The sequence below is a fragment of the Cetobacterium sp. NK01 genome, from assembly GCF_024506395.1.
GTDB lineage: Bacteria > Fusobacteriota > Fusobacteriia > Fusobacteriales > Fusobacteriaceae > Cetobacterium_A > Cetobacterium_A somerae_A.
Window position 1 is genome coordinate 1,566,100 of sequence record NZ_JANIBO010000001.1, and the last position, 23,925, is coordinate 1,590,024.

20 protein-coding genes are annotated in these 23,925 nt (G+C 30.8%); all 20 read left to right on the plus strand.

Features of this window, described 5'->3' with window-relative positions; translation table 11 throughout:
• Positions 1-49: 49 nt before the first annotated feature.
• The 20 genes from trmFO to tsaD all read left to right on the plus strand — a co-directional run bounded on the left by trmFO (position 50) and on the right by tsaD (position 23,892).
• Positions 50-1,357: a methylenetetrahydrofolate--tRNA-(uracil(54)-C(5))-methyltransferase (FADH(2)-oxidizing) TrmFO gene (trmFO, locus tag NON08_RS07635; RefSeq protein WP_256691237.1), complete on the plus strand. Its 1,308-nt coding sequence runs from the start codon at positions 50-52 to the stop codon at positions 1,355-1,357.
• Positions 1,358-1,369: 12 nt separating this feature from the next.
• Positions 1,370-2,272, plus strand: a complete 903-nt coding sequence (locus NON08_RS07640) for a tyrosine-type recombinase/integrase (RefSeq protein ID WP_256690864.1) — start codon at positions 1,370-1,372, stop codon at positions 2,270-2,272.
• A 32-nt stretch (positions 2,273-2,304) separates the two neighbouring features.
• Positions 2,305-3,414 carry a ribosome biogenesis GTPase YqeH gene (gene yqeH, locus NON08_RS07645; protein WP_256690865.1) on the plus strand — a complete coding sequence of 370 codons (1,110 nt, stop codon included), beginning with the start codon at positions 2,305-2,307 and terminating at the stop codon, positions 3,412-3,414.
• A 16-nt stretch (positions 3,415-3,430) separates the two neighbouring features.
• Complete coding sequence (locus NON08_RS07650; RefSeq protein ID WP_256690866.1) at positions 3,431-3,907, plus strand: hypothetical protein; 477 nt, start codon at positions 3,431-3,433, stop codon at positions 3,905-3,907.
• Between the two features lie 22 nt (positions 3,908-3,929).
• Complete coding sequence (locus NON08_RS07655) at positions 3,930-5,321, plus strand: NAD(P)/FAD-dependent oxidoreductase (protein WP_256690867.1); 1,392 nt, start codon at positions 3,930-3,932, stop codon at positions 5,319-5,321.
• A gap of 14 nt (positions 5,322-5,335) precedes the next feature.
• A complete protein-coding gene (gene ftsY / locus NON08_RS07660) occupies positions 5,336-6,505 on the plus strand; it encodes a signal recognition particle-docking protein FtsY (RefSeq protein ID WP_256690868.1) in 1,170 nt (389 codons plus the stop codon).
• Positions 6,506-6,638: 133 nt separating this feature from the next.
• The gene (pta, locus tag NON08_RS07665) at positions 6,639-7,637 is read left to right on the plus strand and encodes a phosphate acetyltransferase (RefSeq protein WP_256690870.1); all 999 of its coding nucleotides are present in this window, start codon (positions 6,639-6,641) and stop codon (positions 7,635-7,637) included.
• A 100-nt stretch (positions 7,638-7,737) separates the two neighbouring features.
• Positions 7,738-8,943, plus strand: coding sequence for an acetate/propionate family kinase (locus tag NON08_RS07670; protein ID WP_256690871.1), 1,206 nt, complete (start codon positions 7,738-7,740; stop codon positions 8,941-8,943).
• Positions 8,944-9,116: 173 nt separating this feature from the next.
• Positions 9,117-12,695: a pyruvate:ferredoxin (flavodoxin) oxidoreductase gene (nifJ, locus tag NON08_RS07675; protein WP_256690872.1), complete on the plus strand. Its 3,579-nt coding sequence runs from the start codon at positions 9,117-9,119 to the stop codon at positions 12,693-12,695.
• A gap of 124 nt (positions 12,696-12,819) precedes the next feature.
• Positions 12,820-13,608, plus strand: coding sequence for a glycosyltransferase family 2 protein (locus NON08_RS07680; protein WP_256690873.1), 789 nt, complete (start codon positions 12,820-12,822; stop codon positions 13,606-13,608).
• The gene (locus NON08_RS07685) at positions 13,565-14,590 is read left to right on the plus strand and encodes a glycosyltransferase family 9 protein (RefSeq protein ID WP_256690874.1); all 1,026 of its coding nucleotides are present in this window, start codon (positions 13,565-13,567) and stop codon (positions 14,588-14,590) included. Before NON08_RS07680 ends, NON08_RS07685 begins: the two co-directional genes overlap by 44 nt.
• A gap of 1 nt (position 14,591) precedes the next feature.
• Positions 14,592-15,602 (plus strand): glycosyltransferase family 9 protein, encoded by a 1,011-nt coding sequence (locus NON08_RS07690; RefSeq protein ID WP_256690876.1) that lies wholly within the window; start codon positions 14,592-14,594, stop codon positions 15,600-15,602.
• 1 nt (position 15,603) lies between these two features.
• Positions 15,604-16,275: a lipopolysaccharide core heptose(II) kinase RfaY gene (locus NON08_RS07695; protein ID WP_256690877.1), complete on the plus strand. Its 672-nt coding sequence runs from the start codon at positions 15,604-15,606 to the stop codon at positions 16,273-16,275.
• Between the two features lies 1 nt (position 16,276).
• On the plus strand, positions 16,277-17,275 hold the full coding sequence (locus NON08_RS07700; protein WP_256690878.1) for a glycosyltransferase family 9 protein: 999 nt from the start codon (positions 16,277-16,279) through the stop codon (positions 17,273-17,275).
• A 6-nt stretch (positions 17,276-17,281) separates the two neighbouring features.
• The gene (recA, locus tag NON08_RS07705; protein WP_256690881.1) at positions 17,282-18,355 is read left to right on the plus strand and encodes a recombinase RecA; all 1,074 of its coding nucleotides are present in this window, start codon (positions 17,282-17,284) and stop codon (positions 18,353-18,355) included.
• Positions 18,327-18,881, plus strand: coding sequence for a regulatory protein RecX (locus tag NON08_RS07710; protein ID WP_256690882.1), 555 nt, complete (start codon positions 18,327-18,329; stop codon positions 18,879-18,881). The genes recA and NON08_RS07710 overlap by 29 nt, the downstream gene beginning before the upstream one ends.
• Positions 18,881-19,606: a lysophospholipid acyltransferase family protein gene (locus NON08_RS07715; protein WP_256690883.1), complete on the plus strand. Its 726-nt coding sequence runs from the start codon at positions 18,881-18,883 to the stop codon at positions 19,604-19,606. Before NON08_RS07710 ends, NON08_RS07715 begins: the two co-directional genes overlap by 1 nt.
• A gap of 183 nt (positions 19,607-19,789) precedes the next feature.
• Entirely contained in the window at positions 19,790-22,030 is a 2,241-nt protein-coding gene (pflB, locus tag NON08_RS07720; RefSeq protein ID WP_256690884.1) for a formate C-acetyltransferase, read from the plus strand.
• Positions 22,031-22,054: 24 nt separating this feature from the next.
• On the plus strand, positions 22,055-22,780 hold the full coding sequence (pflA, locus tag NON08_RS07725; RefSeq protein ID WP_256690885.1) for a pyruvate formate-lyase-activating protein: 726 nt from the start codon (positions 22,055-22,057) through the stop codon (positions 22,778-22,780).
• 101 nt (positions 22,781-22,881) lie between these two features.
• On the plus strand, positions 22,882-23,892 hold the full coding sequence (gene tsaD, locus NON08_RS07730; RefSeq protein WP_256690886.1) for a tRNA (adenosine(37)-N6)-threonylcarbamoyltransferase complex transferase subunit TsaD: 1,011 nt from the start codon (positions 22,882-22,884) through the stop codon (positions 23,890-23,892).
• Positions 23,893-23,925 lie beyond the last annotated feature (33 nt).

Here is a 23,925-nt window from a genome sequence, read left to right on the forward strand (position 1 = left end):
CGCCTTTATAGGCGAGACTTTTGTATGTATAAAAAAAGGAGAACAGATGATAAATAAAGAAGTTATAGTAATAGGAGCAGGATTAGCTGGATCAGAGGCTGCTTATCAGTTAGCTAAAGGTGGAGTAAAAGTTAAATTATATGAGATGAGACCTAAAGTTTCAACAGAAGCTCATAAAAGCGATAAATTTGGTGAATTGGTATGTAGTAATTCTTTAGGGGGAGATCATTTGGGAAATGCTTCTGGATTAATGAAAGAAGAACTTAGAAGAATGGGATCTTTATTAATTGAAATCGCAGATGAAGTAAAAGTTCCAGCGGGGCAAGCTCTAGCTGTAGATAGAGAAGGTTTTTCAGAGAAAATTACACAAAAGTTGCATTCTATGGAAAACATAGAAATAATAAATGAAGAGTTAAAAGAGATCCCAAAAGATAAATTAGTTATAGTAGCTAGTGGACCGTTAACATCTGATGATTTATCTAAAAATATAGGAGAATCATTAAAGCAAGATTATCTATATTTTTATGATGCAGCAGCTCCTATTGTAACTTTAGAGTCAATAGATCAAAATAAGGTATATTTTCAATCTAGATATGATAAAGGTGAAGGGGAATATATAAATTGTCCAATGAATAAAGAAGAATACGAAGCTTTTTATGAGGCTTTAATTACAGCGGAAAGAGCTCCTTTAAAAAAATTCGAAGAGGAAAAATTATTTGAAGCTTGTATGCCTGTAGAAAGAATAGCTCAAAGAGGGTTTAAAACATTATTATTTGGACCATTAAAACCAAAAGGACTAGTTAATCCTAGAACAGAAAAGGAAGATTTCGCTGTTGTTCAGCTAAGACAAGATGATAAAGACGGAAAATTATATAATTTAGTAGGTTTTCAAACGAATTTAAAATGGGGAGAGCAAAAAAGAGTATTCTCTATGATACCAGGACTTGAAAATGCCGAGTTTGTAAGATATGGAGTAATGCATAGAAACACTTTCATAAATTCAACAAAATTATTAACTCCCGCTTTAAATCTAAAAGAGAATGAAAATATATATTTTGCTGGTCAGATTACTGGTGGTGAAGGATATGTTTGTGCAATTGCAACAGGGTTGATGGCTGCTAAAAATATTCTAAGAAAAATGAATGGAAAAGAACCTTTAATTTTAGATGATAGAAGTTCAATTGGTGCAATTATAAAATATATAACAGAAGAGAAAAAAAACTTTCAACCAATGGGGCCAAATTTTGGTGTTATAAAATCTTTAGATGAAAGAATTAAAGATAAAAAAGAGAAATATAATAAAATATCTAAAATAGCATTGGATTATTTGGATGAAAAGTTAAGTCAAGAGAAGTAAAAGGAGTTTGGGATGGGTACTCTTAATTTATTAGTGGATATAAAAGAATTTTTATATTACTGTGAATTTGCAAAAGGGAAAAGTTTAAATACAATAAAATCATTAAGAATAGATTTATATAGATTTAATGAATATATTTTAAAATGTAATGATTTGGAAAAAATATCAGATATAGATGGATTTAATTTTAGAGAATTTTTAATAGAACTTCAAAGTAGTGATATAGGAAAAAGATCTTTAAATAGAAAGATATCATCTTTAAAATCTTTTTTTAAATATTTAAAAGAAATAGGAAAAGTAAAAAATAATCCAGCTCAATTAATTGTAGCACCAAGTTACGATAGAGGGGTTCCTGAAGTACTTGATTTAGATGAAATAAAGAGAATCAGAAAATCAATAGAATTAAAAAATTATCATAGTTTGAGAGATAGATTGATTGTAGAATTATTGTATTCTAGTGGAATCACATCTCAAGAGCTTTTAGGATTAGGAGAAGATGTTTTTAATTTAGATGATAGAGAAGTTATTGTAACAAGTTTTAAAAAATATAGAACTGTATTTTTTAGTGAAAGAGCAAAAGAATTTTTTAAGAGATATATAGCAGCAAAAAAAGAAAAGTTAGGTAGTAAATACAATAAAGAAATATTATTTGTTAATGGTTCTGGAGGGAGATTAACAGATCGTTCTTTAAGAAGACTTATAGATAGATATGGAATTAAGGCTAAAATAATAAAAGAGATTAGTCCTCATAGTTTTAGACATACTTTTGCAGTTCATATGTTAGAAAATGGTATGAGTTTACTACAGCTACAAAAACTTTTAGGACATTCTAATTTAGATTCAACAAAAATATATTTAGAAGCTTTAGAGAAAAAAAGGAAAAAAGAACTGTCTAAAGAGTTAGATATGGTATAAAAATATTAATAGTATAGATTGAAGGAGAGTTTATGACAAAAAAATGTATAGGATGTGGAATTGAACTTCAAGGAGAAAATCCCAACTCTAATGGGTATTTACCTAAATCAGTTTTAGAGGGAGATAATAAAGAATTGCTTTGTCAAAGATGTTTTAAAATAAAAAACTATGGACAATATATTCCTATAAAAATGACAAAAGATGATTATAGAAAAGAGGTTCAAAAGAGTTTAGAGGAAGCAGATGTAGCAATACCTGTATTTGATATTATTGATTTTGAGGGATCTTTTGACGATGAAATATTAGATATTCTAAGAGAAATGGATTCAATTGTAGTAATAAATAAATTGGATTTAATTCCAGATGATAAACATCCGTCTGAAGTTGCAGATTGGGTAAAAGGAAGATTAGGAGAAGAGGGGATATCACCTCTTGATGTAGCTATAGTAAGTTCAAAAAATGGTTACGGAATAAATGGAATATTTAAAAAAATAAAACATTTTTATCCTAATGGTGCCAATGCTTTAGTTTTAGGTGTTACAAATGTTGGGAAATCAAGTATTATAAATAAACTTATTGGTGCTAAAAGAGTTACGGTATCGAAATTTCCAGGAACAACTTTGAAAAGTGTTAAGACTGAAATACCATTTTCAAAAATAACTCTTATAGATACACCAGGATTGATTCCAGCTGGAAGATTTTCAGATTTTGTATGTCAAGAATGTAATCAAAGTATAATACCAGCTAATGAAATTTCAAGAAAAACATATAAAGTTCAAAAGGATAGAGTTATTTTAATAGGTGGAATGATTCAAATGAGAGTTCTAAATGATGAAGATTTAAAACCGATATTTTCTTTGTATGCTTCTAAGGATGTAACATTTCATGAAACAAATATAGAAAAAGCACAAGAATTAATGCAAAAAGCAGAATTTTTAAATCCGCCGTGTGACGAATGTAGAGATGAATTTAATGCATTAGAAAAAAATGTAGAAATTTTTACTGTTGAAACAGGAGAAGAACTAGTATTTAAAGGGTTAGGATGGTTATCTGTAAAAAGAGGACCATTAGAAGTTGAAATAACATCACCAAAAGGTGGAGATATAATTATTAGAGAGGCTTTTATAAAACCAAAAAGATAGATGAGGTTATGAAAGTATGGAAAAAGATGGAAGAATAACTACTTTAAACTGGATTATAAATATTGGAGTTACAATTTTATTTATTTATTTGGCTATGAGAGGTATCGATGATCTCACTGGAACATATAAAATAGATGAAACTGTTAGAAATACAAAAGAGTTACGAATTGCCTTGGAAAAGTATTACCAAAAAACAGGAAGTTATCCAGAATTAACTAAAGAAGGAGCAAATATAAATTTACATATTTTAGATTATATTGACTCAAAAGGACGAAAAATATCTTTTGCAGAGATATATGGGCGAAAAACTTTAGCAAAAACATATGGAAGTAACTCAATAATAGCATCAAATAATGTTTATGATGTACAAGATTTTGAAAATACAACTAAAACTGGGGGATGGAATTACAATTATTCTCAAAAAACAGGAGAAATTCATCCTAATTTACCAGAAGATATATATTTAGAAAAAGTAAACTGGATTAGACAGTAAGAACATAAATGGAGGAAAATAAATGTACGATATTATATTTTTAGGTGGAGGACAAGCTGGAGTTTTTGGAGCTTACGAAGCCATTAAAAAAAATAAGGATTTAAAAATTTTAGTTTTGGATAAAGGAAGGATGCTTACACAAAGAGTTTGTCCAAAAGAAAAATTAGGAACATGTGTAAAATGTCCAACTTGTGCAATAATATATGGTGTTTCAGGAGCAGGGGCATTCTCTGATTCTAAGTTTAATATGGATTATAGAGTTGGTGGAGATGTACATGTTTTAACTGGGAAAGTAATTGTAAATGAAACTATTCAATACGTAGCAGACATATATAAAGATTTTGGTTTTGATGAAAAACCATCTGGATTAGAATATAATCAAGTTATGTTAGATTTGAAAAAGAGATGTATTGAAAATAATGTTCAATTGGTTGATACACCAACAATGCATTTAGGAACAGATGGATCGAGAGAATTATATACAAAATTGGTGAATTCTCTTTTAGAAAAGGGTGTAGAATTTATAACAGAAAGATCTGCTGAAGGTCTAATAATAGAGAATGGTGAAATTAAAGGTGTAACTGTAAAAAATAAGAAAGATGAAGTAGAAAATTATTATTCAAAAAATGTTGTGATTGGCCTTGGAAGAAGTGGAGCAAAAAAACTGATGGAAATGTGTGAAGAATCAGGGGTGTCTTATGAAACAGGAGCTGTAGACTTAGGAGTTAGAGTAGAAATTCCTGATTTAGTAATGAAGGACATTAATGAAAACTTCTACGAAGCTAAAATGATTTATCATACAACAAAATATAGAGATAAAATGAGAACTTTCTGTTCTAATCCAAGTGGATTTATTGCAGCAGAAAAACATAGTGATGATGTTGTTTTAGCAAATGGACACGCATATAAAGATAAAAAATCACAAAATACAAATTTAGCTTTATTATGTACAAAAACATTTACAGAACCATTTAAACAACCATTTGAATATGCAACAGCAATAGCAAAAATGTCATCGATGTTAACTGGTGGAAAGATATTAATGCAATCTTATGGTGATCTTAAAGTTGGAAGAAGATCAACGGATGAATCAATAGCAAGATTAAACATTATACCAACAACCGAGGATTATGTAGCTGGAGACATAGCTCTTGCTTGTCCGAAAAGAATTCTTGATAATATAATAGAATTTATTGAAGTACATGATAAAATAACACCAGGATTTGCATCAAGTGATTTATTATTATATTTCCCAGAGATTAAATTTAGAAGTACAAGAATAAAGATAGATGCTAATATGGAAACTAATATAAAAGGATTATATGCAGCAGGAGATAGTTCAGGATATGGAAGTGGACTAAATATAGCTGCTGTAATGGGGATACTAGCTGTAAGACATATAATTTCTAAATAATATGGAGGAGTATAATGGGATTTTTTAATAAACTTTTCGGTAGAAAAAAAGAGGATAAAGTTGAAGAGCAAAAAGAAAAGTTAGAACAAGAAATAGTTCAAGAAGAGATTGAGACTATTAGTGAGATAAAAGAAGAAGAAATAAAAGAAGATAAAAAAATAGAAGAAGCTGTAGAAAAAGCCCTAGAAAAAGAATCTTCTGAAGAGCAAGAAATACAAAAGGAAGAAATAAAAGATGAAGTAGTTTATATAGAGAAACCAAAGGTTGAAAAAAGAAGTTTCTTTACTTCATTAAAAGAAAAGTTATTTAAATCAAGAGAAGGTCTATTTGGTACTTTAAAAAATATATTTACAGGTAAATCGATTGTGGATGGTGAGATGTACGAAGAGCTAGAGGATACTTTAGTACAATCAGATATAGGTATCGAAATGACTTTGAAAATTGTTAAAGATTTAAAAGCTGAAGTAAAAGTGAGGGGTGTAAAAAAGCCAGAAGATGTATATCCTGTATTAAAAGATGTGTTAGAAGGATATTTAATTACAGAAAATACAAAATTAAATATACAACCAGGAAAAATGAATGTAATACTAATAGTAGGAGTAAATGGTGTAGGGAAAACCACTACTATTGGAAAAATTGCAGCTAAATTAGTTAAAGATGGTAAGAAAGTTGTTATAGGTGCTGCTGATACTTTTAGAGCTGCAGCGGTTGAACAACTAGAAGAGTGGGCAAAAAGAGCCGGAGCAGAAATTGTAAAGCATCCAGCTGGAGCAGATCCTGGAGCAGTAGTTTTTGATACATTAAAAGCTGGTGAGGATAAAAATGCAGATGTTGTAATAATAGATACAGCAGGAAGATTGCATAATAAGAATAATTTGATGAAAGAATTAGAGAAGATTAATAATATTATTAAAAAGAAAATAGGAGATGAATCTTATGAGTCAATATTAGTTTTAGATGGAACTACTGGACAAAATGGATTGATTCAAGCAAGAGTATTTAATGAAGTTACAAATTTAACTGGATTTATTGTAACAAAATTAGACGGAACAGCAAAAGGAGGAATACTATTTAGTATTTCAGAAGAGTTAAAGAAACCTATTAAATATATTGGAGTAGGTGAAGGAATAGAGGATTTAAGAGAATTTAATAGTAAAGAGTATATACAGGCAATTTTTGACTAATATATTAAAAAAAATAGAATTTCTGTTGTAAATATATATAAAATTTGTTAATATATAGTTGAAAATTACGAGCACTATTACAGTATAGTTAAAAAAGTGCAATTTATTTAATAAAAATCAAGGAGGACTTAAAGTGAGCATTATAGTTCAAATTAAAGAAAAAGCAAAAACTTTAGGAAACAAAATAGTTCTTCCTGAGGCTACTGATGAGAGAGTAATCAGAGCAGCTGCAGGAGTAGTTGAGGAGAAGTTAGGAACTCCAGTATTAGTTGGAAATGTAGAGACAATTAAAGAGTTTGCTACAAAATTAGGAGTATCTTTAGAAGGTGTTGAAATAATTGATCCTAAAACTACTGACAAATTAGCTTCATATGTTGAAAAACTTTGTGAGTTAAGAGCAAAAAAAGGAATGACTCCAGAAGAGGCAGAAAGAATATTAACAACTGATGTTAACTTCTTTGGTGCTATGATGGTTAAAATGGGAGATGTAGCTGGAATGGTTTCTGGATCAGACTCGCCTACAGCTAACGTTTTAAGAGCAGGTTTACAAGTTGTTGGAACAAAACCAGGAGTGAAAACTGTGTCATCAGTATTCTTAATGGAGTTAAAGCATAATATAGAAACTTACGGAGAAATATTAGTATTTGGAGATTGTGCTGTAATTCCTGAGCCAACATCTGAGCAATTAGCAGATATTGCATCAGAAGCAGCAGTAACAGCATCAACAGTAGCAGGATTAGATCCAAAAGTTGCACTTATGTCATTCTCTACAAAGGGATCTGCAAAACATGAATCTGTAGATGTTGTAAAAAAAGCAGGAGAAATTTTAAGAGAAAGAAATGCTGATTTTGCATTTGAAGAAGAGCTACAAGCAGATGCTGCTTTAGTAGCATCAGTAGGAGCTAAAAAAGCTCCAAATTCAAAAGTTGCAGGACATGCTAATGTATTAATTTTCCCTAACTTAGCAGCAGGAAATATAGGGTATAAATTAGTTCAAAGATTAGCAGATGCTGAAGCATATGGTCCTTTAATTCAAGGATTAGCAGCACCAATAAATGATTTATCTAGAGGATGTTCAGTTAAAGATATCGTAGATTTAGCTGCAATAACTTCAGTGCAAGCTGGAAAATAATAGATAAAATTTAAATTAAGGGTAAAAAATTAGTAAGGAGTTATACTCCTTACTAATTAAATATATTAAAATAAAAAATAAAATTAAGGTGGTAAATTTAATGAAAGTTTTAGTTATTAACTGTGGTAGTTCATCTCTAAAGTACCAATTATTAAATCCTGAATCAGGAGAATTATTTGCAATTGGACTTTGCGAAAGAATTGGAATTGAAGGATCAAAAATGGAGTATGAAACTCCAGCAAATGATTTTGAGATTGAAATAAAGCAAGATATGCCAACTCATAAAGAAGCTTTAGAGTTAGTAATAAGTGCTATTACAAATCCAGAATATGGAGTAATAAAATCAGTTGAAGAAATTGATGCAATTGGTCATAGAGTAGTACATGGTGGAGAAAAATTTGCTTCATCAGTATTAGTAACACCAGAAGTTATGGCGGCTATGGAAGAGTGTTCAGAGTTAGCTCCATTACATAACCCTGCAAACTTATTAGGTATTAGAACAATGCAAGAGTTAATGCCAGGAAAACCAAATGTTGGAGTATTTGATACATCATTCCACCAAACAATGCCAAAAGAAGCTTATATGTATGCATTACCATATGAGGATTATACAGAGTTAAAAGTTAGAAAATATGGATTCCACGGAACATCTCACAAGTTTGTTTCAGGAGTAGCTAGAGAGTTATTAGGAAATCCAGCTGAGTCAAAAATAATTGTTTGTCATTTAGGAAACGGTGGATCAATATCTGCAGTTAAAGATGGTAAATGTATTGATACAACAATGGGATTAACTCCATTACAAGGAATTATGATGGGAACTAGATGTGGAGATATCGACCCAGCAGCAGTATTATTCATAAAGAACAAAAGAGGATTATCAGATAAAGAAATGGATGACAGAATGAATAAAAAATCTGGAATCTTAGGAGTATTTGGAGAGTCTTCAGATTGTAGAGATATGGAAATTGCAGCAGCAGCAGGAAATGAAAGAGCATTACTAGCTGAAAATATGTTTGCTTATAAAATAAGAGGATATGTTGGAAACTATGCAGCTCAAATGGGTGGAGTAGACGCAATTTGCTTCACTGGAGGAATTGGAGAAAATTCTGGAAAAGTAAGAGAAGATGTATTAAAAGGATTAGAATTCATTGGAGTTGAATTAGATAAAGAAATTAATTCTAAGAGACAAAAAGGAAATGTTCTTTTAACAAAAGAAACATCTAAGGTAAAAGTATTTAAAATACCTACAAATGAAGAGTTAGTAATAGCTAGAGATACTTACGAAATTGTAAACGCTGCAAAGTAATAAGTATTGAAAGTTGTCTAAAAAATAAACATATTAGTCAGTAAAAAATTATATTTGGTTGAATTAGTTTAAAAATTTCTTAAAAAAATCAAGAACTTTAATTGACAATTAATAAGAATGCTCGTAAAATAGAGTTAACTTTAGAGTCAATTAAAAAAGGGAGGACAATTCAAATGGCTAAAAAAATGCAAACTATGGATGGTAACCAAGCTGCAGCATATGCATCATATGCATTTACAGAAGTAGCAGGTATCTATCCAATAACTCCATCATCGCCAATGGCTGAGTACACTGACGAGTGGGCATCAAGAGGAATGAAAAATATGTTTGGAGTTCCAGTAAAAGTTGTTGAAATGCAATCAGAAGCAGGAGCAGCTGGAACAGTTCACGGATCTTTACAAGCAGGAGCTTTAACTACAACATATACAGCATCACAAGGATTACTATTAAAAGTGCCTAATATGTATAAAATAGCTGGAGAACTTTTACCAGGAGTTATCCATGTATCAGCTAGATCTTTAGCAGCACAAGCGTTATCAATTTTTGGAGATCACCAAGACGTTTATGCAGCAAGACAAACAGGATTTGCTATGTTATTTGAGAGTTCAGTACAAGAAGTAATGGACTTGTCAGGAGTTGCGCATTTAGCAGCGATTAAATCTAGAGTTCCGTTCATGAATATATTTGATGGATTCAGAACTTCTCACGAAATTCAAAAAGTTGAAGTAATGGATTTTGATGTATTTAAGAGATTAGTAGATATGGATGCTATTAAAGCTTTCAGAGAAAGAGCTTTAAATCCAGAGCATCCAGTAACAAAAGGAACAGCACAAAATGATGATATCTACTTCCAAACTAGAGAAGTACAAAATAAATTCTACGATGCAGTACCTGCAATTGTAGCTAATTATATGGAAGAAATCTCTAAAGTAACTGGAAGAGACTATAAGCCATTTAACTATTATGGAGCTGCAGATGCAGAGCACATTGTTATTGCAATGGGATCTGTATGCGAGACATTAATAGAAACTGTAGATTACTTAGTAGCAAAAGGAGAAAAAGTTGGATTAATAAATGTTCACCTTTATAGACCATTCTCTTCTGAGTATTTCTTCAATGTATTCCCTAAAACAGTTAAGAAAATTGCTGTATTAGATAGAACAAAAGAACCTGGAGCTTTAGGAGAGCCATTATATATGGATGTAAGAGGACTATTCTATGGAATGGAAAACGCTCCTGTAATCGTAGGTGGAAGATATGGATTATCTTCAAAAGATACAACACCAGCACAAATGAAAGCTGTATTTGACAACTTAAAGAAAGATGAGCCAATGAATGGATTTGTAGTAGGTATTAATGATGACGTTACTTTCAAATCATTAGAAGTTGGATCACACATTGATACAGGAGCAGAAGGAGTAAGAGAGTGCTTATTCTTTGGACTTGGATCAGATGGAACAGTTGGAGCTAACAAAAACTCAATCAAAATTATTGGAGATAAAACAGATTTATATGCACAAGGATATTTTGCATATGACTCTAAAAAATCAGGAGGATCTACAAGATCTCACTTAAGATTTGGTAAACACCCAATTAAATCAACATACTTAGTATCTGCACCAAACTTTGTTGCTTGTTCAGTACCGGCATATTTAACTCAATATGATATGATTGGTGGATTAAAGCAAGGTGGAACATTCTTATTAAACTGTGTATGGGATAAAGATGAAGTAATTGCTCACTTACCAAACTCAGTTAAGAAGCAATTAGCAGAGAAAAACGCTAAGTTCTATATTATAAATGCTAATAAATTAGCTGCAGAAATTGGATTAGGAGGAAGAACTAATACAATAATGCAATCAGCATTCTTCAAATTAGCAGATGTTATTCCATTTGAAGATGCACAAACTTACATGAAGCAATATGCTGAAAAGTCATATGCTAAAAAAGGTGACGCAATTGTTAAAATGAACTATGAGGCTATTGATAAAGGAGCTGGAGAATTAGTTCAAATTACAGTTGATCCTTCATGGGCTAACTTAACAACTGAAGTTGTTGAAGAAAAAGGAACTTGCTCTTGTACAGGATGTGGATGTGGATCTACATCTAAATTAGAATCATTTGTAGAGAAGATTGCAAAACCTATAAATGCTTTAAAAGGTGAAGAGTTACCAGTTTCTACATTCTTAGGATATGAAGATGGAACATTTGAGAACGGAACAACTGCTTTTGAAAAAAGAGGAGTTGCAGTAAACGTTCCTGAGTGGAAATCTGAAAATTGTATTCAGTGTAACCAGTGTTCATATGTATGTCCACATGCAGTAATAAGACCGTTCTTGATGACTGCTGAGGAAAAAGCAGGAGCACCAAACGAGTTAAAAACAAAGACTCCAGTAGGAAAAGGATTAGAAGGATTAGAGTATAAAATTCAAGTTTCTCCTTTAGATTGTACAGGATGTGGACTATGTGCTAACGTATGTCCAGCTAAAGAGAAAGCTTTAGTAATGGTACCAATTGGTCAAGAAGTAGAAAAGGGAGAGCAAGAAAACGCTGATTACCTATTCAACAATGTAACTTACAAAGATGAATTTATGCCTAAAACATCAGTAAAAGGATCTCAATTTGCACAACCATTATTTGAGTTCCACGGAGCTTGTGGAGGATGTGGAGAAACTCCTTACATTAAAGCGATAACTCAATTATTTGGAGACAGAATGATGATAGCTAACGCTACTGGATGTTCTTCAATTTATGGAGGATCAGCACCATCAACTCCATATACAACAAATAGTTGTGGAGAAGGACCATCATGGGGTAACTCATTATTTGAGGATAACGCAGAGTTTGGTTACGGAATGGCAACAGCTGTTGAAACAATGAGAGATAGAATCCAAACAATTATGGAAGAGAACATGGCAAATGTTTCTCCAGAAGTTGCAGCAATGTTTGCTGAATGGATTGAAAATAGAGCAGATGGAAACAAAACAAAAGAAATTAGAGATAGATTAGTTCCAGCTTTAGAAGCATGTAACTGTGGTGTATCTACTGAAATCTTAGAATTAAAACAATATCTAGTTAAAAAATCACAATGGATATTTGGAGGAGACGGATGGGCTTATGACATCGGTTATGGAGGATTAGACCACGTTTTAGCTTCTTCAGATGATATTAATGTTTTAGTAATGGATACTGAGATCTACTCAAATACTGGAGGACAAGCATCTAAATCAACTCAAACAGGAGCGGTAGCAAAATTCGCTGCAGCAGGTAAACCTAACAAGAAGAAAGATTTAGCTGCAATAGCAATGTCTTATGGACATATCTATGTTGCACAAGTATCAATGGGAGCTAACCAAGCTCAATACTTAAAAGCTATCGCTGAAGCTGAGGCTTATCCAGGACCATCATTAATCATAGCTTATGCACCTTGTATCAGTCATGGATTAAAGAGTGGAATGGGTAACAGTCAACTTGAGATGAAGAGAGCTACTGAGTGTGGATACTGGCCAATATTCAGATACAATCCTGTATTAGAAAAAGAAGGAAAAAATCCTCTTCAAATAGATTGTAAAGAACCTAACTGGGATAACTATAACGACTACTTAATGGGAGAGGTTAGATATGCTACATTAGCAAAATCTCATCCAGAGCATGCAAAAGAGTTATTCACTAAGAATAAAGCAGAATCTCAAAGAAGATGGAGACAATATCAAAGACTTGCGTCATTAGACTTCACAGCAGAAGCTAAGTAATTCTTTGATTAAAAGGATAAGATAGAAATATCTTATCCTTTTTTTATTGTAAAACTTTTTTGTAAAATAGTATATTATTTGGTATAATTAAGAGTAAGCAACAAAAAAAAGAAAGGGTGAAAAAATGAAGATATCTGTTGCAATGATAACTTTTAATGAGGAAAAAATATTAAAAAAAACTCTGGAATCAGTTAAAAATCTAGCAGACGAAATAGTTATTGTAGATAGCGGATCAACAGATGCAACTAAGAAAATAGCTGAAGAATTTGGAGCTAAATTTTATTATGAATCGTGGAAAGGATATGGTCCTCAAAGAAATTTAGCTATTGAAAAATGTAAAGGTGAGTGGATCTTAAATATAGATGCAGATGAAGAGATTTCAGAAGAATTAAAAAATAGAATACTTGAGATAATATCTGACGAAAATACAACGAAAGAAATTTATAAGATTAATAGATTATCAGTTTGTTTTGGAAAAAAAATAAAACATGGAGGCTGGGGAACATCTTACGCAATTAGATTGTTTAAAAAAGGAGCTGGAATTTTTAATAATAATGTTGTCCATGAAGCTTTTGAGACAAATAAACAAATATATAAAATAAAAGAAAATATATACCATCATTCATATTTAACAATGGAAGATTATTTTAATAGATTTAATAGATACACTACTGAAGGAGCAAAAGACTATTACAATAAAGGAAAAAGAGTAAATATTTTCGATATAGTAGTAAATCCAATATATAAGTTTTTTAAAATGTATATTTTTAGATTGGGATTTTTAGATGGAGTTGAAGGATTTGTTATAGCTTCTACGAGTTCTTTATATTCAATGGTTAAATATTTTAAGTTAAGGGAGATATATAAGAATGGCTCATACATACAAAAGAATAATAGTAGCAAGAACGGATAAAATAGGAGATTTAATTCTATCAATCCCTAGTTTTTTTATGCTTAGAAAAATGTATCCTGATGCTGAGATAACTCTATTGGTAAGAAATTATAATTATAATATAGTGAAAAATTTGCCATATATAAATAGAGTTGTTCAAATAGATAATTACAGACAAAAAGAGCTTTTAGAAAAAATCAAATATTTTAATGCAGATGTTTTTATAGCCCTGTATGTAGATAATTTTGTTATGGAATTAGCAAAAGCTAGTAAAGCTAAGATAAAGATTGGACCACTTTCAAAATTAAAATCTTTTTTTACATTTAATAAAGGCATTTTACAAAAAAGATCTAAATCGATAAAACATGAAGCAGAATATAATTTAGATTTAATAAAAAAATTAGATAAAAAAATTTTTGAAGAGAGATTTGAGATAAATACTCAAATATTTTTGGATAAAAATAATATAGAAGCTGCAGAAAAATTTTTTAAAGATAATAACATAGGTAAAAAAGTTTTAGTGGTAAATCCGTTTATGGGTGGTTCTGCTAAAAATATAACAGATAGTCAATATGCTGACATAATAAGAAGAGTTATAGATTACGATAAGGATATAGAAGTTATTATAACAGCTCATATATCAGATGAAGATAGAGGTATAAATCTCTTAAAAAAAATAGATAGAGAAAAAGTTTATCTTTTTGCCAACGGTGGAGAGTTGCTAAATATAGGTGCAGTTATAAATAAAGCTAAAGTTTATTTTGGAGGATCTACTGGTCCAACTCACATAGCGGGTTCGTTACAAAAAAGCATTGTTGCATTATATCCTAAAAAACCAAGTCAAAGTCCAGTGAGATGGGGAATTTTTGGTAATGATGATGTAACATATATTATTCCAGATGAAAATTCAAAAGAAAATTATAAACATAAAGAGTTTGATTCGTATACTAAAGAGATAGAGAATACCTTAGTTCAAGAAATAATAAAAAGATTGGAGAGATAACATGAAGATATTAATTATACATACAGCTTTTATAGGAGATATAGTGTTATCAACACCATTATTAAAAAGAATAAAAGAGGTTTATCCAGAGGCTAAAATTACTTACGTAACTACTCCAATAGGAGCAACTATCTTAAGGAATAATCCAAACATAACTGAAATAATAGAATACGATAAAAGAGGAAATCACTCAGGAATAAAAGGTCTTGTAGCTTTAGGAAGAAGATTAAGATATGAGAATTTTAATATTGTAATTACTCCACATAGATATTTACGTAGCTCGGTTTTGGCTTGGTTAACGAGATCTCCTAAAAGAATAGGGTATGATATAGCAAGTGGTAGTTTTCTATTTACTAATAAAATAAAATACGATAAAAATAAACATGAGGTAGAGAAGTTATTGTCATTTTTAGGAGAGGTTCCTAAAAATCCTAGAGAAGGTTATCCGATAGAATTATACCCTAATAAAAAAGATAGTGATACAGTTGATAAAATTTGGAATGAGAATGGTTTGTTTTCCGAAAAAATTGTTGCAATAGCTCCAGGAAGTAAATGGTTCACTAAAAAGTGGCCTTTAGAGTATTTTAACGAAGTTATAAAACTACTTCTTAAGGATAATGTAAAGGTAGTTGTCATTGGTGGAAAGGATGAACTTTTTTTAAATATGGAAACTCATAAAAATATTATTGATTTGAGAGGTAAGACAACATTATTAGAACTAGCAGAAGTATTAAAAAGAGTTGAAGTTGTTTTAACAAACGACTCATCGCCTATTCATATAGCGTCTGCATTTTCAAAAACAACTATTTTAGCTATTTTTGGACCAACAGTAAAGGAATTTGGTTTTTTCCCATGGAGTAGAAATAGTGAAGTTTTAGAAATTGAAGAATTAGCATGTAGACCTTGTGCAATTCATGGAGGGAATAAATGCCCGAAAGGACATTTTAAATGTATGTTGGAAATAAAACCAGAGAAAGTTTATGAAAAGATTCTACAAAAACTAAAGAGGTAATATGGAAAAAGTTGTATGTAATGAAAATATAGACTTTAATATAGTAAATAAAATAAAAAAAATGGATTTCAAAATAATAAAAAGTTTAAAAGATGATAAAAGAAGTAAAGTTATTTTAATAGAGATAGATAAAAATAGATATGTTTATAAAATTCCAAAAGAAAAAAATAAAAGAATTTGGCAAAGAATAATCTCTTTAATAAGAGGTAGTGAAAGTAAGAGAGAATACAAAAATTATCTACGAATACAAGAGTTAGGATTTAAGGGGCCAATTCCAGTTATGTATTGGGAAAAAAAAATCTTCGGAATATGTATAGATTCATTTTTAGTGAGCTTTTATTTAGAAGGGAATCCAGCTACTAAAAATGAATTAGATAAAGTTGAGAAAGAGTTGAAAAAGATACATGAAAAAGGATATTTACATGGTGATTCACAACTTAATAATTTTATAATAAAAAATGATGAAACTTATTTAATTGATGCAAAATTAATAAAAAATAGATACAAAAGAGCAGGGGAAGCGTATGAATTTATATACTTAGAAGAGAGTTGTCATGAAGAGATAAATATATATGATAAAAAAAGCTTGAGTTATAAATTAGCAAAAGGTTTGAATAGTTACCTGCATTGGATTGGGAGAATGAAAAAAACAATTCGAGGAAAGGAAAGATAAATTGAGAGTTTTAATAATAAGACTTAGTTCAATAGGAGATGTAATATTAACGACTCCTGTATTAAAAGAGTTGAAAAAAAAATATCCAGATATAATTATAGATTTTTTAGTTATGGAAAATTTTAAAGATGCAATATCAGGATGTCCATATATAGATAATTTGATTTTATTTAACAAGAAAAAACATGACGGTTTAAAAAAAATGATTACTTTTGGTAAAGAGTTGAAAAAAAATAACTATGATTATATTTTTGATCTACATGCTAAAGTTAGATCAAAAATTATAGGAAATGCTGTTGGAGCTAAAGTTTATACATATAAAAAAAGAAGTTTATTAAAAACTATTTTAGTAAAAACAAAAGCTATAAAATATAAGGTTGATGACACAATTATAAGAAATTATTTTGGAGCGTTTAAAGTTTTGGGATTAAAGTATAAAACTGAGGATTTAACTTTTAGTTTTGAAAAAAAAGACTTGGATAAATTGAGTTCACTTTGTATAGAATATGAAAATGTACCGATGATAGCACCAGGCGCTTCAAAGGAAACTAAAAAATGGACAAAAGAAGGATTTGCAGAATTAGTAAAACTACTTTATAATAAATATGGGAAGAAACCTATTATAATAGGTGGAAATAATGAATATGAAATGTGTGAAGAAATTAAAAAACTTTCAGGTAATTTAGCAGTTAATTTAGCAGGAAAATTAAATTTAAAAGAAAGTGGAGCATTATTATCGAAAGCTAAGTTTTTAATAACTAATGATTCGGGACCATTTCATATAGCAAGAGGAGTAAAATGTCCAACATTTGTTATATTTGGACCAACTAGTCCAGAAATGTTTGAGTATGACAAAGATAACATTTTAATCTATTTAAATGAATCTTGTTCGCCTTGTAGTTTGCATGGTGATAAAGAGTGTCCGCAAAAACATTTTAATTGTATGAAAAAATTGAGTGCACAGATGGTAATGGAAGTAATAGAAAAAAATGGGAGGTAATTGAATATGGCAAAAAAATCAGTGGATACAACAGATAAGTCAAAGGCTTTAGAGACGGCATTAAAACAGATAAGAAAAGATTTTGGAGAGGGATCAATAATGAAACTTGGGGAAAACCAAGGTATGAATATTGAAGTTATCCCTACAGGAAGTATAAATTTAGATTTAGCTCTTGGTTTAGGTGGAGTTCCTAGAGGAAGAATAATAGAAGTGTATGGAGCAGAAAGTTCAGGAAAAACAACAATTGCATTACATATTGTAGCACAAGCACAAAAAATGGGAGGGGTAGCAGCTTTTATAGATGCTGAACATGCTTTAGATCCAGTATATGCAAAAGCTTTAGGAGTAGATGTAGAAGAGTTATTGATTTCTCAACCAGATTTTGGAGAACAGGCATTGGAAATTGCAGATATGCTAGTTAGATCAGGTGCAATTGATGTTATCGTTGTTGACTCTGTAGCAGCTTTAGTTCCAAAAGCTGAAATTGATGGTGAAATGTCAGATCAACAAATGGGTCTTCAGGCTAGATTAATGTCAAAAGCTTTAAGAAAGTTAACGGGATCTATAAATAAATCAAAAACAACAATGATATTTATAAATCAAGTTAGAGATAAAATAGGTGGATTTAGTTTTGGTCCTCAGACAACGACAACAGGTGGTAAAGCTCTTAAATTCTATTCATCTGTAAGAATGGAAGTTAAAAGAGTTGGAAGTGTAAAACAAGGAGAAGAGGTCATTGGAAATGAAACGGTAGTAAAAGTTACGAAAAATAAAGTTGCTCCACCGTTTAAAGAGGCTAAATTCCAAATTATGTATGGGAAAGGGATATCTAGAGTTGGAGAAATTTTAGATATGGCTTTAGATAATGATATTGTTGCAAAATCAGGTGCATGGTTTAGTTTTGGAGATATTAGATTAGGTCAAGGTAAAGAGAATGTAAAAGCTAGATTAGAAACTGAACCTGAATTACTAGCAGCAATTGAAGAAAAGGTAAACCAACTTTTAGAAAAAAATACAATAGTACTTCATACATCAGAAGGAGAGGAAGAAGTTGAAACTGAAGAGAGTATTGAAGAATAAATATCTCTTTGAAAATGGTTTGAATATTGGACTAAATAATGAAATAATAAATAAATATGATTTAAAAAAGAGAGAGGAGCTATCTCAGGAAGAATACTTACAAGTGTTAGAGTTAGCTGCTCTCTCTACTTCATATTATTATTTAGCTAAAAGAGACTATACCAAAAAAGAGATATACAATAAATTATTGCAAAAATATTGGGAAAAAATTCCTGTATCAAAAGTGATTTTAAAATTAGAAAAATCTGGATATATTAATGATAAAGAGTTTGCAATCTCCTATATAAAAAATAGAAAATGTGGTAGAAAAAAAATAGAATATGAATTAAAAATGAAAGGAATAACTTCAGAAATACTAGAAGAAGTTTTAGAGTTCTATGAAGAAGATGAAGAATTAGAAGAGTTAAACAGAGCATGGGAAAAACTTGGAAACAAAGACGAGCAAAAAAAAATTGCTTCTTTAATGAGAAAAGGATTCTCATATGGTGATATAAAAAAAGTTATAGCAAAGAAAAGGGAGGAATAATGTTAACACTATTTAAAGTTACATTAGTAGCGCTACTGAATTTTACCTATATAACGTTATTTAAAGCTAGCAAAATAAAGAAAATGGCTAGTGATAAAGCGCCGTTTGAAGCTAGAAAAGAATTGAAAAAACTTTCTGAAAGAATAGTAAAAGCATCTAAAATAGATTTAGAAGTAGTTTATTTAGATGAAAAAGCATATAAGAAAATGAAATTAGAAGATGGAATAGTGATAGTAGCTAACCATGCAAGTAATTTAGATATACCTGTAATAGTTACAGCATTAAGTATACCTGTAGGATTTGTTGCCAAGAAGGAGATGGAAAATTGGCCTTTTTATTCAATGTGGATGAAACTAAGTAAATGTATTTTTTTAGATAGATCAAATCCAAGAGAGGGAATAAAAAGTATTAGAAAAGCTGTTGATATAGTAAAGCAAGGATATCCAACTGTTATTTTTCCAGAGGGAGAAAGAACATTAACAGGAGAGATCGGAAATTTTAAAAAAGGAAGTTTTAAATTAGCTACAGAAACTAATGGAATTATTTTACCGTTAACAATAGATGGAACCTTTTTTGTTCAAAATAGAAAAAGTATTTTTATTAAACCAAATATAAAAGTTAGATTGACTGTAGGAAAACCGATAGATTTGAGAAAAATAAGCCAAGAAAATAGCAAAAACATTAGCGAGATTGTTCGAGAATCGATAGTAAAAGAAATAAAATAAAAAAATAATTAAAAAATAACCACTAAATAAGTATAAAATTAATCGTTAAAAACTCGGGAAAAGTTTGACACTAATTATTATTTGTGCTATAATCTCCTTGAAAATTAAGTTGAGCTTAACAGGGCTTAAACGAAAAATATAAATGGAATATATATTATTTATAATCCACTCAGGAGGAAAAAGATGGAAAACTTACAATCTTACTGGTCAGATTTCAAAGGAAACTTATGGAAGAAAGAAATCAATGTTAGAGATTTTATTCAGAACAACTACACACCATACACTGGGGATGAGTCATTCTTAGTTGGAGCTACTGAAAATACAAAAGCTGTTTGGTCAAAGTTAACAGAAATGTTCAAAGAAGAGATTGCAAGAGGTGTTTATGATGCAGAAACTAGAACTCCTCAATCAATAACTACTTATGGACCTGGATACATTTCAAAGGATAACGAGTCAATCGTAGGACTACAAACAGATGCACCATTAAAGAGAGGAATCTATCCAAAAGGTGGATTAAGAATGGTTGAGAACTCTTTAAATGCATATGGATATGAAATTGATCCAATAACAAAAGAGATTTTTACAAAATATAGAAAAACTCATAACGAAGGAGTTTTCTCAGCATATACAGATGATATGAAAGCTGTAAGAAAATCAGGAATCGTAACTGGATTACCAGATGCTTACGGAAGAGGAAGAATAATCGGAGACTACAGAAGAGTAGCTCTATATGGAGTAGACAGATTAATCGAAGAGAGAAAATTTGAATTAAAGAAAGCTGAAGCTCCAGAATTAACTGAAGAGATTATCAGAAAAAGAGAAGAGATTACTGAGCAAATCAATGCATTAAAAGCATTTGTTAAAATGTGTGCTTCTTATGGATTTGACGTAACTAAGCCAGCTTCAAACGCTAGAGAAGCTGTACAATGGGTATACTTTGCATACTTAGCAGCTACAAAAGATCAAGATGGAGCAGCAATGTCAGTTGGAAGAACTGCAACATTCTTAGATATATATATTGAGAAAGATTTAGCAAAAGGATTAATTACAGAGAGCGAAGCTCAAGATTTAATCGACCAATTTATCATAAAATTAAGAATTATCAGATTCTTAAGAACTCCAGAGTACAATGATTTATTCTCAGGAGATCCAACTTGGGTAACTGAAGCTTTAGGAGGAGAAGGAGTAGATGGAAGAACATTAGTTTCTAAAACAGCGTTCAGATACTTAAATACTCTTTATAACTTAGGACCAGCTCCAGAACCAAACTTAACAGTATTATGGTCACAAAAATCTCCAGCAAACTGGAAAAACTTCTGTGCTAAAGTTTCAATAGATACATCAGCTATTCAATATGAAAATGATGATTTAATGAGACCTGAGTTAGGAGACGATTACGGAATCGCATGTTGTGTATCTCCAATGAAAATAGGAAAACAAATGCAATTCTTCGGAGCTAGAGTAAACTTACCAAAAGCTTTATTATATGCTATTAACGGAGGAAGAGACGAGAAGTCAGGAGCACAAGTTGCACCTAAATTCGAAGGAATCACTTCTGAGTACTTAGATTTCAATGAAGTAATGGAAAAGTATGACTTAGTATTAAAATGGTTAGCAGGAGTATATATCAATGCTCTAAAAGTTATCCACTATATGCACGATAAATATTCTTACGAAGCATTTGAAATGGCTCTTCATGATGTAGAAGTTTTAAGAACTCAAGCATCAGGAATTGCAGGATTATCAATCGTTGCTGACTCATTAGCAGCTATTAGAGATGCAAAAGTAAGAGTAATCAGAGATGAGAGAGGAATCGCTGTTGACTTCGTAAGAGAAGGAGAATACGTAGCATTCGGAAACAACGATGATAATACAGATAAGTTAGCAGTTGAAATAATGGAGAAATTCATGAACTACATCAGAACTCATGAAACTTACAGAAATTCAAAAGCTACACAATCAATCTTAACAATAACTTCAAACGTAGTTTATGGAAAGAAAACAGGAACTACTCCTTGTGGAAGACAAGCAGGAACTCCATTCTCTCCAGGAGCTAACCCAATGAACGGAAGAGATACTAGAGGAGCTGTAGCAGCACTTGCTTCAGTAGCTAAGTTACCATTCCACCATGCAGAGGATGGAATTTCTTACACATTCGCTATAACTCCAGGAGCTTTAGGAAAATCTAGAGAAGAGAGAGTAGCTAACTTAGTAGGATTAATGGATGGATACTTCACAGCTGATGGAGGACAACACTTAAATGTTAACGTATTTGATAGAGCGTTATTAGAGGATGCAATGGCAAATCCTGAGAAGTACCCTCAATTAACAATTAGAGTATCTGGATATGCAGTTAACTTTGTAAGATTAACAAAAGAGCAACAATTAGACGTTATTTCAAGAACAATTAACGGAAATATGTAATAATAAAAAAGGATGTGCTAAGAAATGAAAAAGGGATTTATTCACTCACACGAGAGTTTTGGAACTGTAGATGGACCAGGTATTAGATATGTAGTGTTTACTCAAGGATGTCCTTTAAGATGTAAATACTGTCACAATTGTGATACTTGGAAAAGAGAGGATGCAAAATTCTTGGAAACTCCTGAACAAACTTTCTTAGAGATCTGTAGATATAAAAACTTTATAAAAACAGGTGGAGTTACGGTGACAGGTGGAGATCCGTTAACTCAACCTGAGTATGTAAAGGAGCTATTGAGACTTTGTAAACAGGAAGGTATACATACAGCAATTGATACTTCAGGGTATTTATTTAATGATAAAGTTAAAGAAGCTTTAGAGTATGCAGATCTTGTTCTGTTAGATATAAAATCAATAGATCCAGTACAATACAAAGAATTGACTGGTGTTGAATTAGAGCCAACACTTCAATTTGCAAAGTATTTAAAGGAGATTGGGAAGCCAATGTGGGTAAGACACGTTGTTGTACCAGGAATTACTGATAATGATGAATTATTAGGAAAGTTAGCTGATTACTTGAAAGATTTTGATAATCTTGAAAAAGTAGAAGTTTTACCATATCACTCTTTAGGAGAGTACAAATGGCAAAAGATGGGGCTAGATTATCCTTTAAAAGGAGTTGAACAGCTTTCAGCTGAGAGATTTGAAAATGCAAAAAACATATTTAAAAGTAGAGGTTTATCAGTTAAATAGTAAAGTTTTGACTACCTTAGAACAAAAAAGTTCTGAGGTAGTTTTTTATATATTTTAGTAAAAAATATGGTATAATTAAATAAAAAATTAAGGAGAATACAATGATAATATTAGGAATAGAAACATCTTGTGATGAAACATCTATAGCTGTTTTGAAAGATGGGAAAGAAGTTTTATCTAATAACATATCTTCTCAAATAGATATACATAAGGAGTATGGAGGCGTAGTACCAGAAATAGCTTCGAGACAACATATAAAAAATATTGCAACAATATTAGAAGAGAGTTTAGAAGAAGCAAAGATAACTATGAATGATGTAGACTACATCGCTGTAACATATGCTCCTGGATTAATAGGAGCTCTATTGGTTGGAATATCTTTTGCTAAAGGCTTAGCATATGGTCATGATATACCCTTAATACCTGTTCATCACATAAAGGCACATATATATGGAAATTTTATAGAACATGATATTGAGCTTCCATGTATAGCCTTAGTTGTATCAGGAGGACATACCAATATTGTTCATATAGATGAAGATCATAACTTTGTAAATTTAGGCTCAACATTAGATGATGCTGTTGGAGAAAGCTATGATAAAGTAGCAAGAGTTATGGGAATTGGTTACCCAGGTGGTCCAATAGTTGATAAATTATATTATAAAGGAAATAAGAATGCTTTAAAGATACCTGAACCTAAAGTTGAGGGATATGATTTTAGTTTTTCAGGGATTAAGACATCGGTTATAAATGCTGTAAATAAAGCTAGAATGAAAGGTGAGGATTTTAAACCAGAGGATTTATCGGCATCATTTCAAGATAAAGTAGTTGATATTTTATGTAAAAAAACATTGAAAGCAGTTCAGGATAAAAAAGTTAAACAGATTATAATAGCTGGAGGAGTTGCTGCAAACTCTTTATTGAGAAGTGAATTAACAAAGCGAGCGAATGAAATAGGAGTAAAAGTAAATTATCCTTCAATATTATACTGTACAGATAACGCGGCTATGATAGCTGAAGCAGCATATTATAAGTTGAAGTACGGAAAAGAACCGATATTTGCTGATTTAACATTGAATGGAAAAGCAACATTAGACATAATGAAAGACTAAAAAATACCCCAAATTTTGGGGTATTTTAAATTT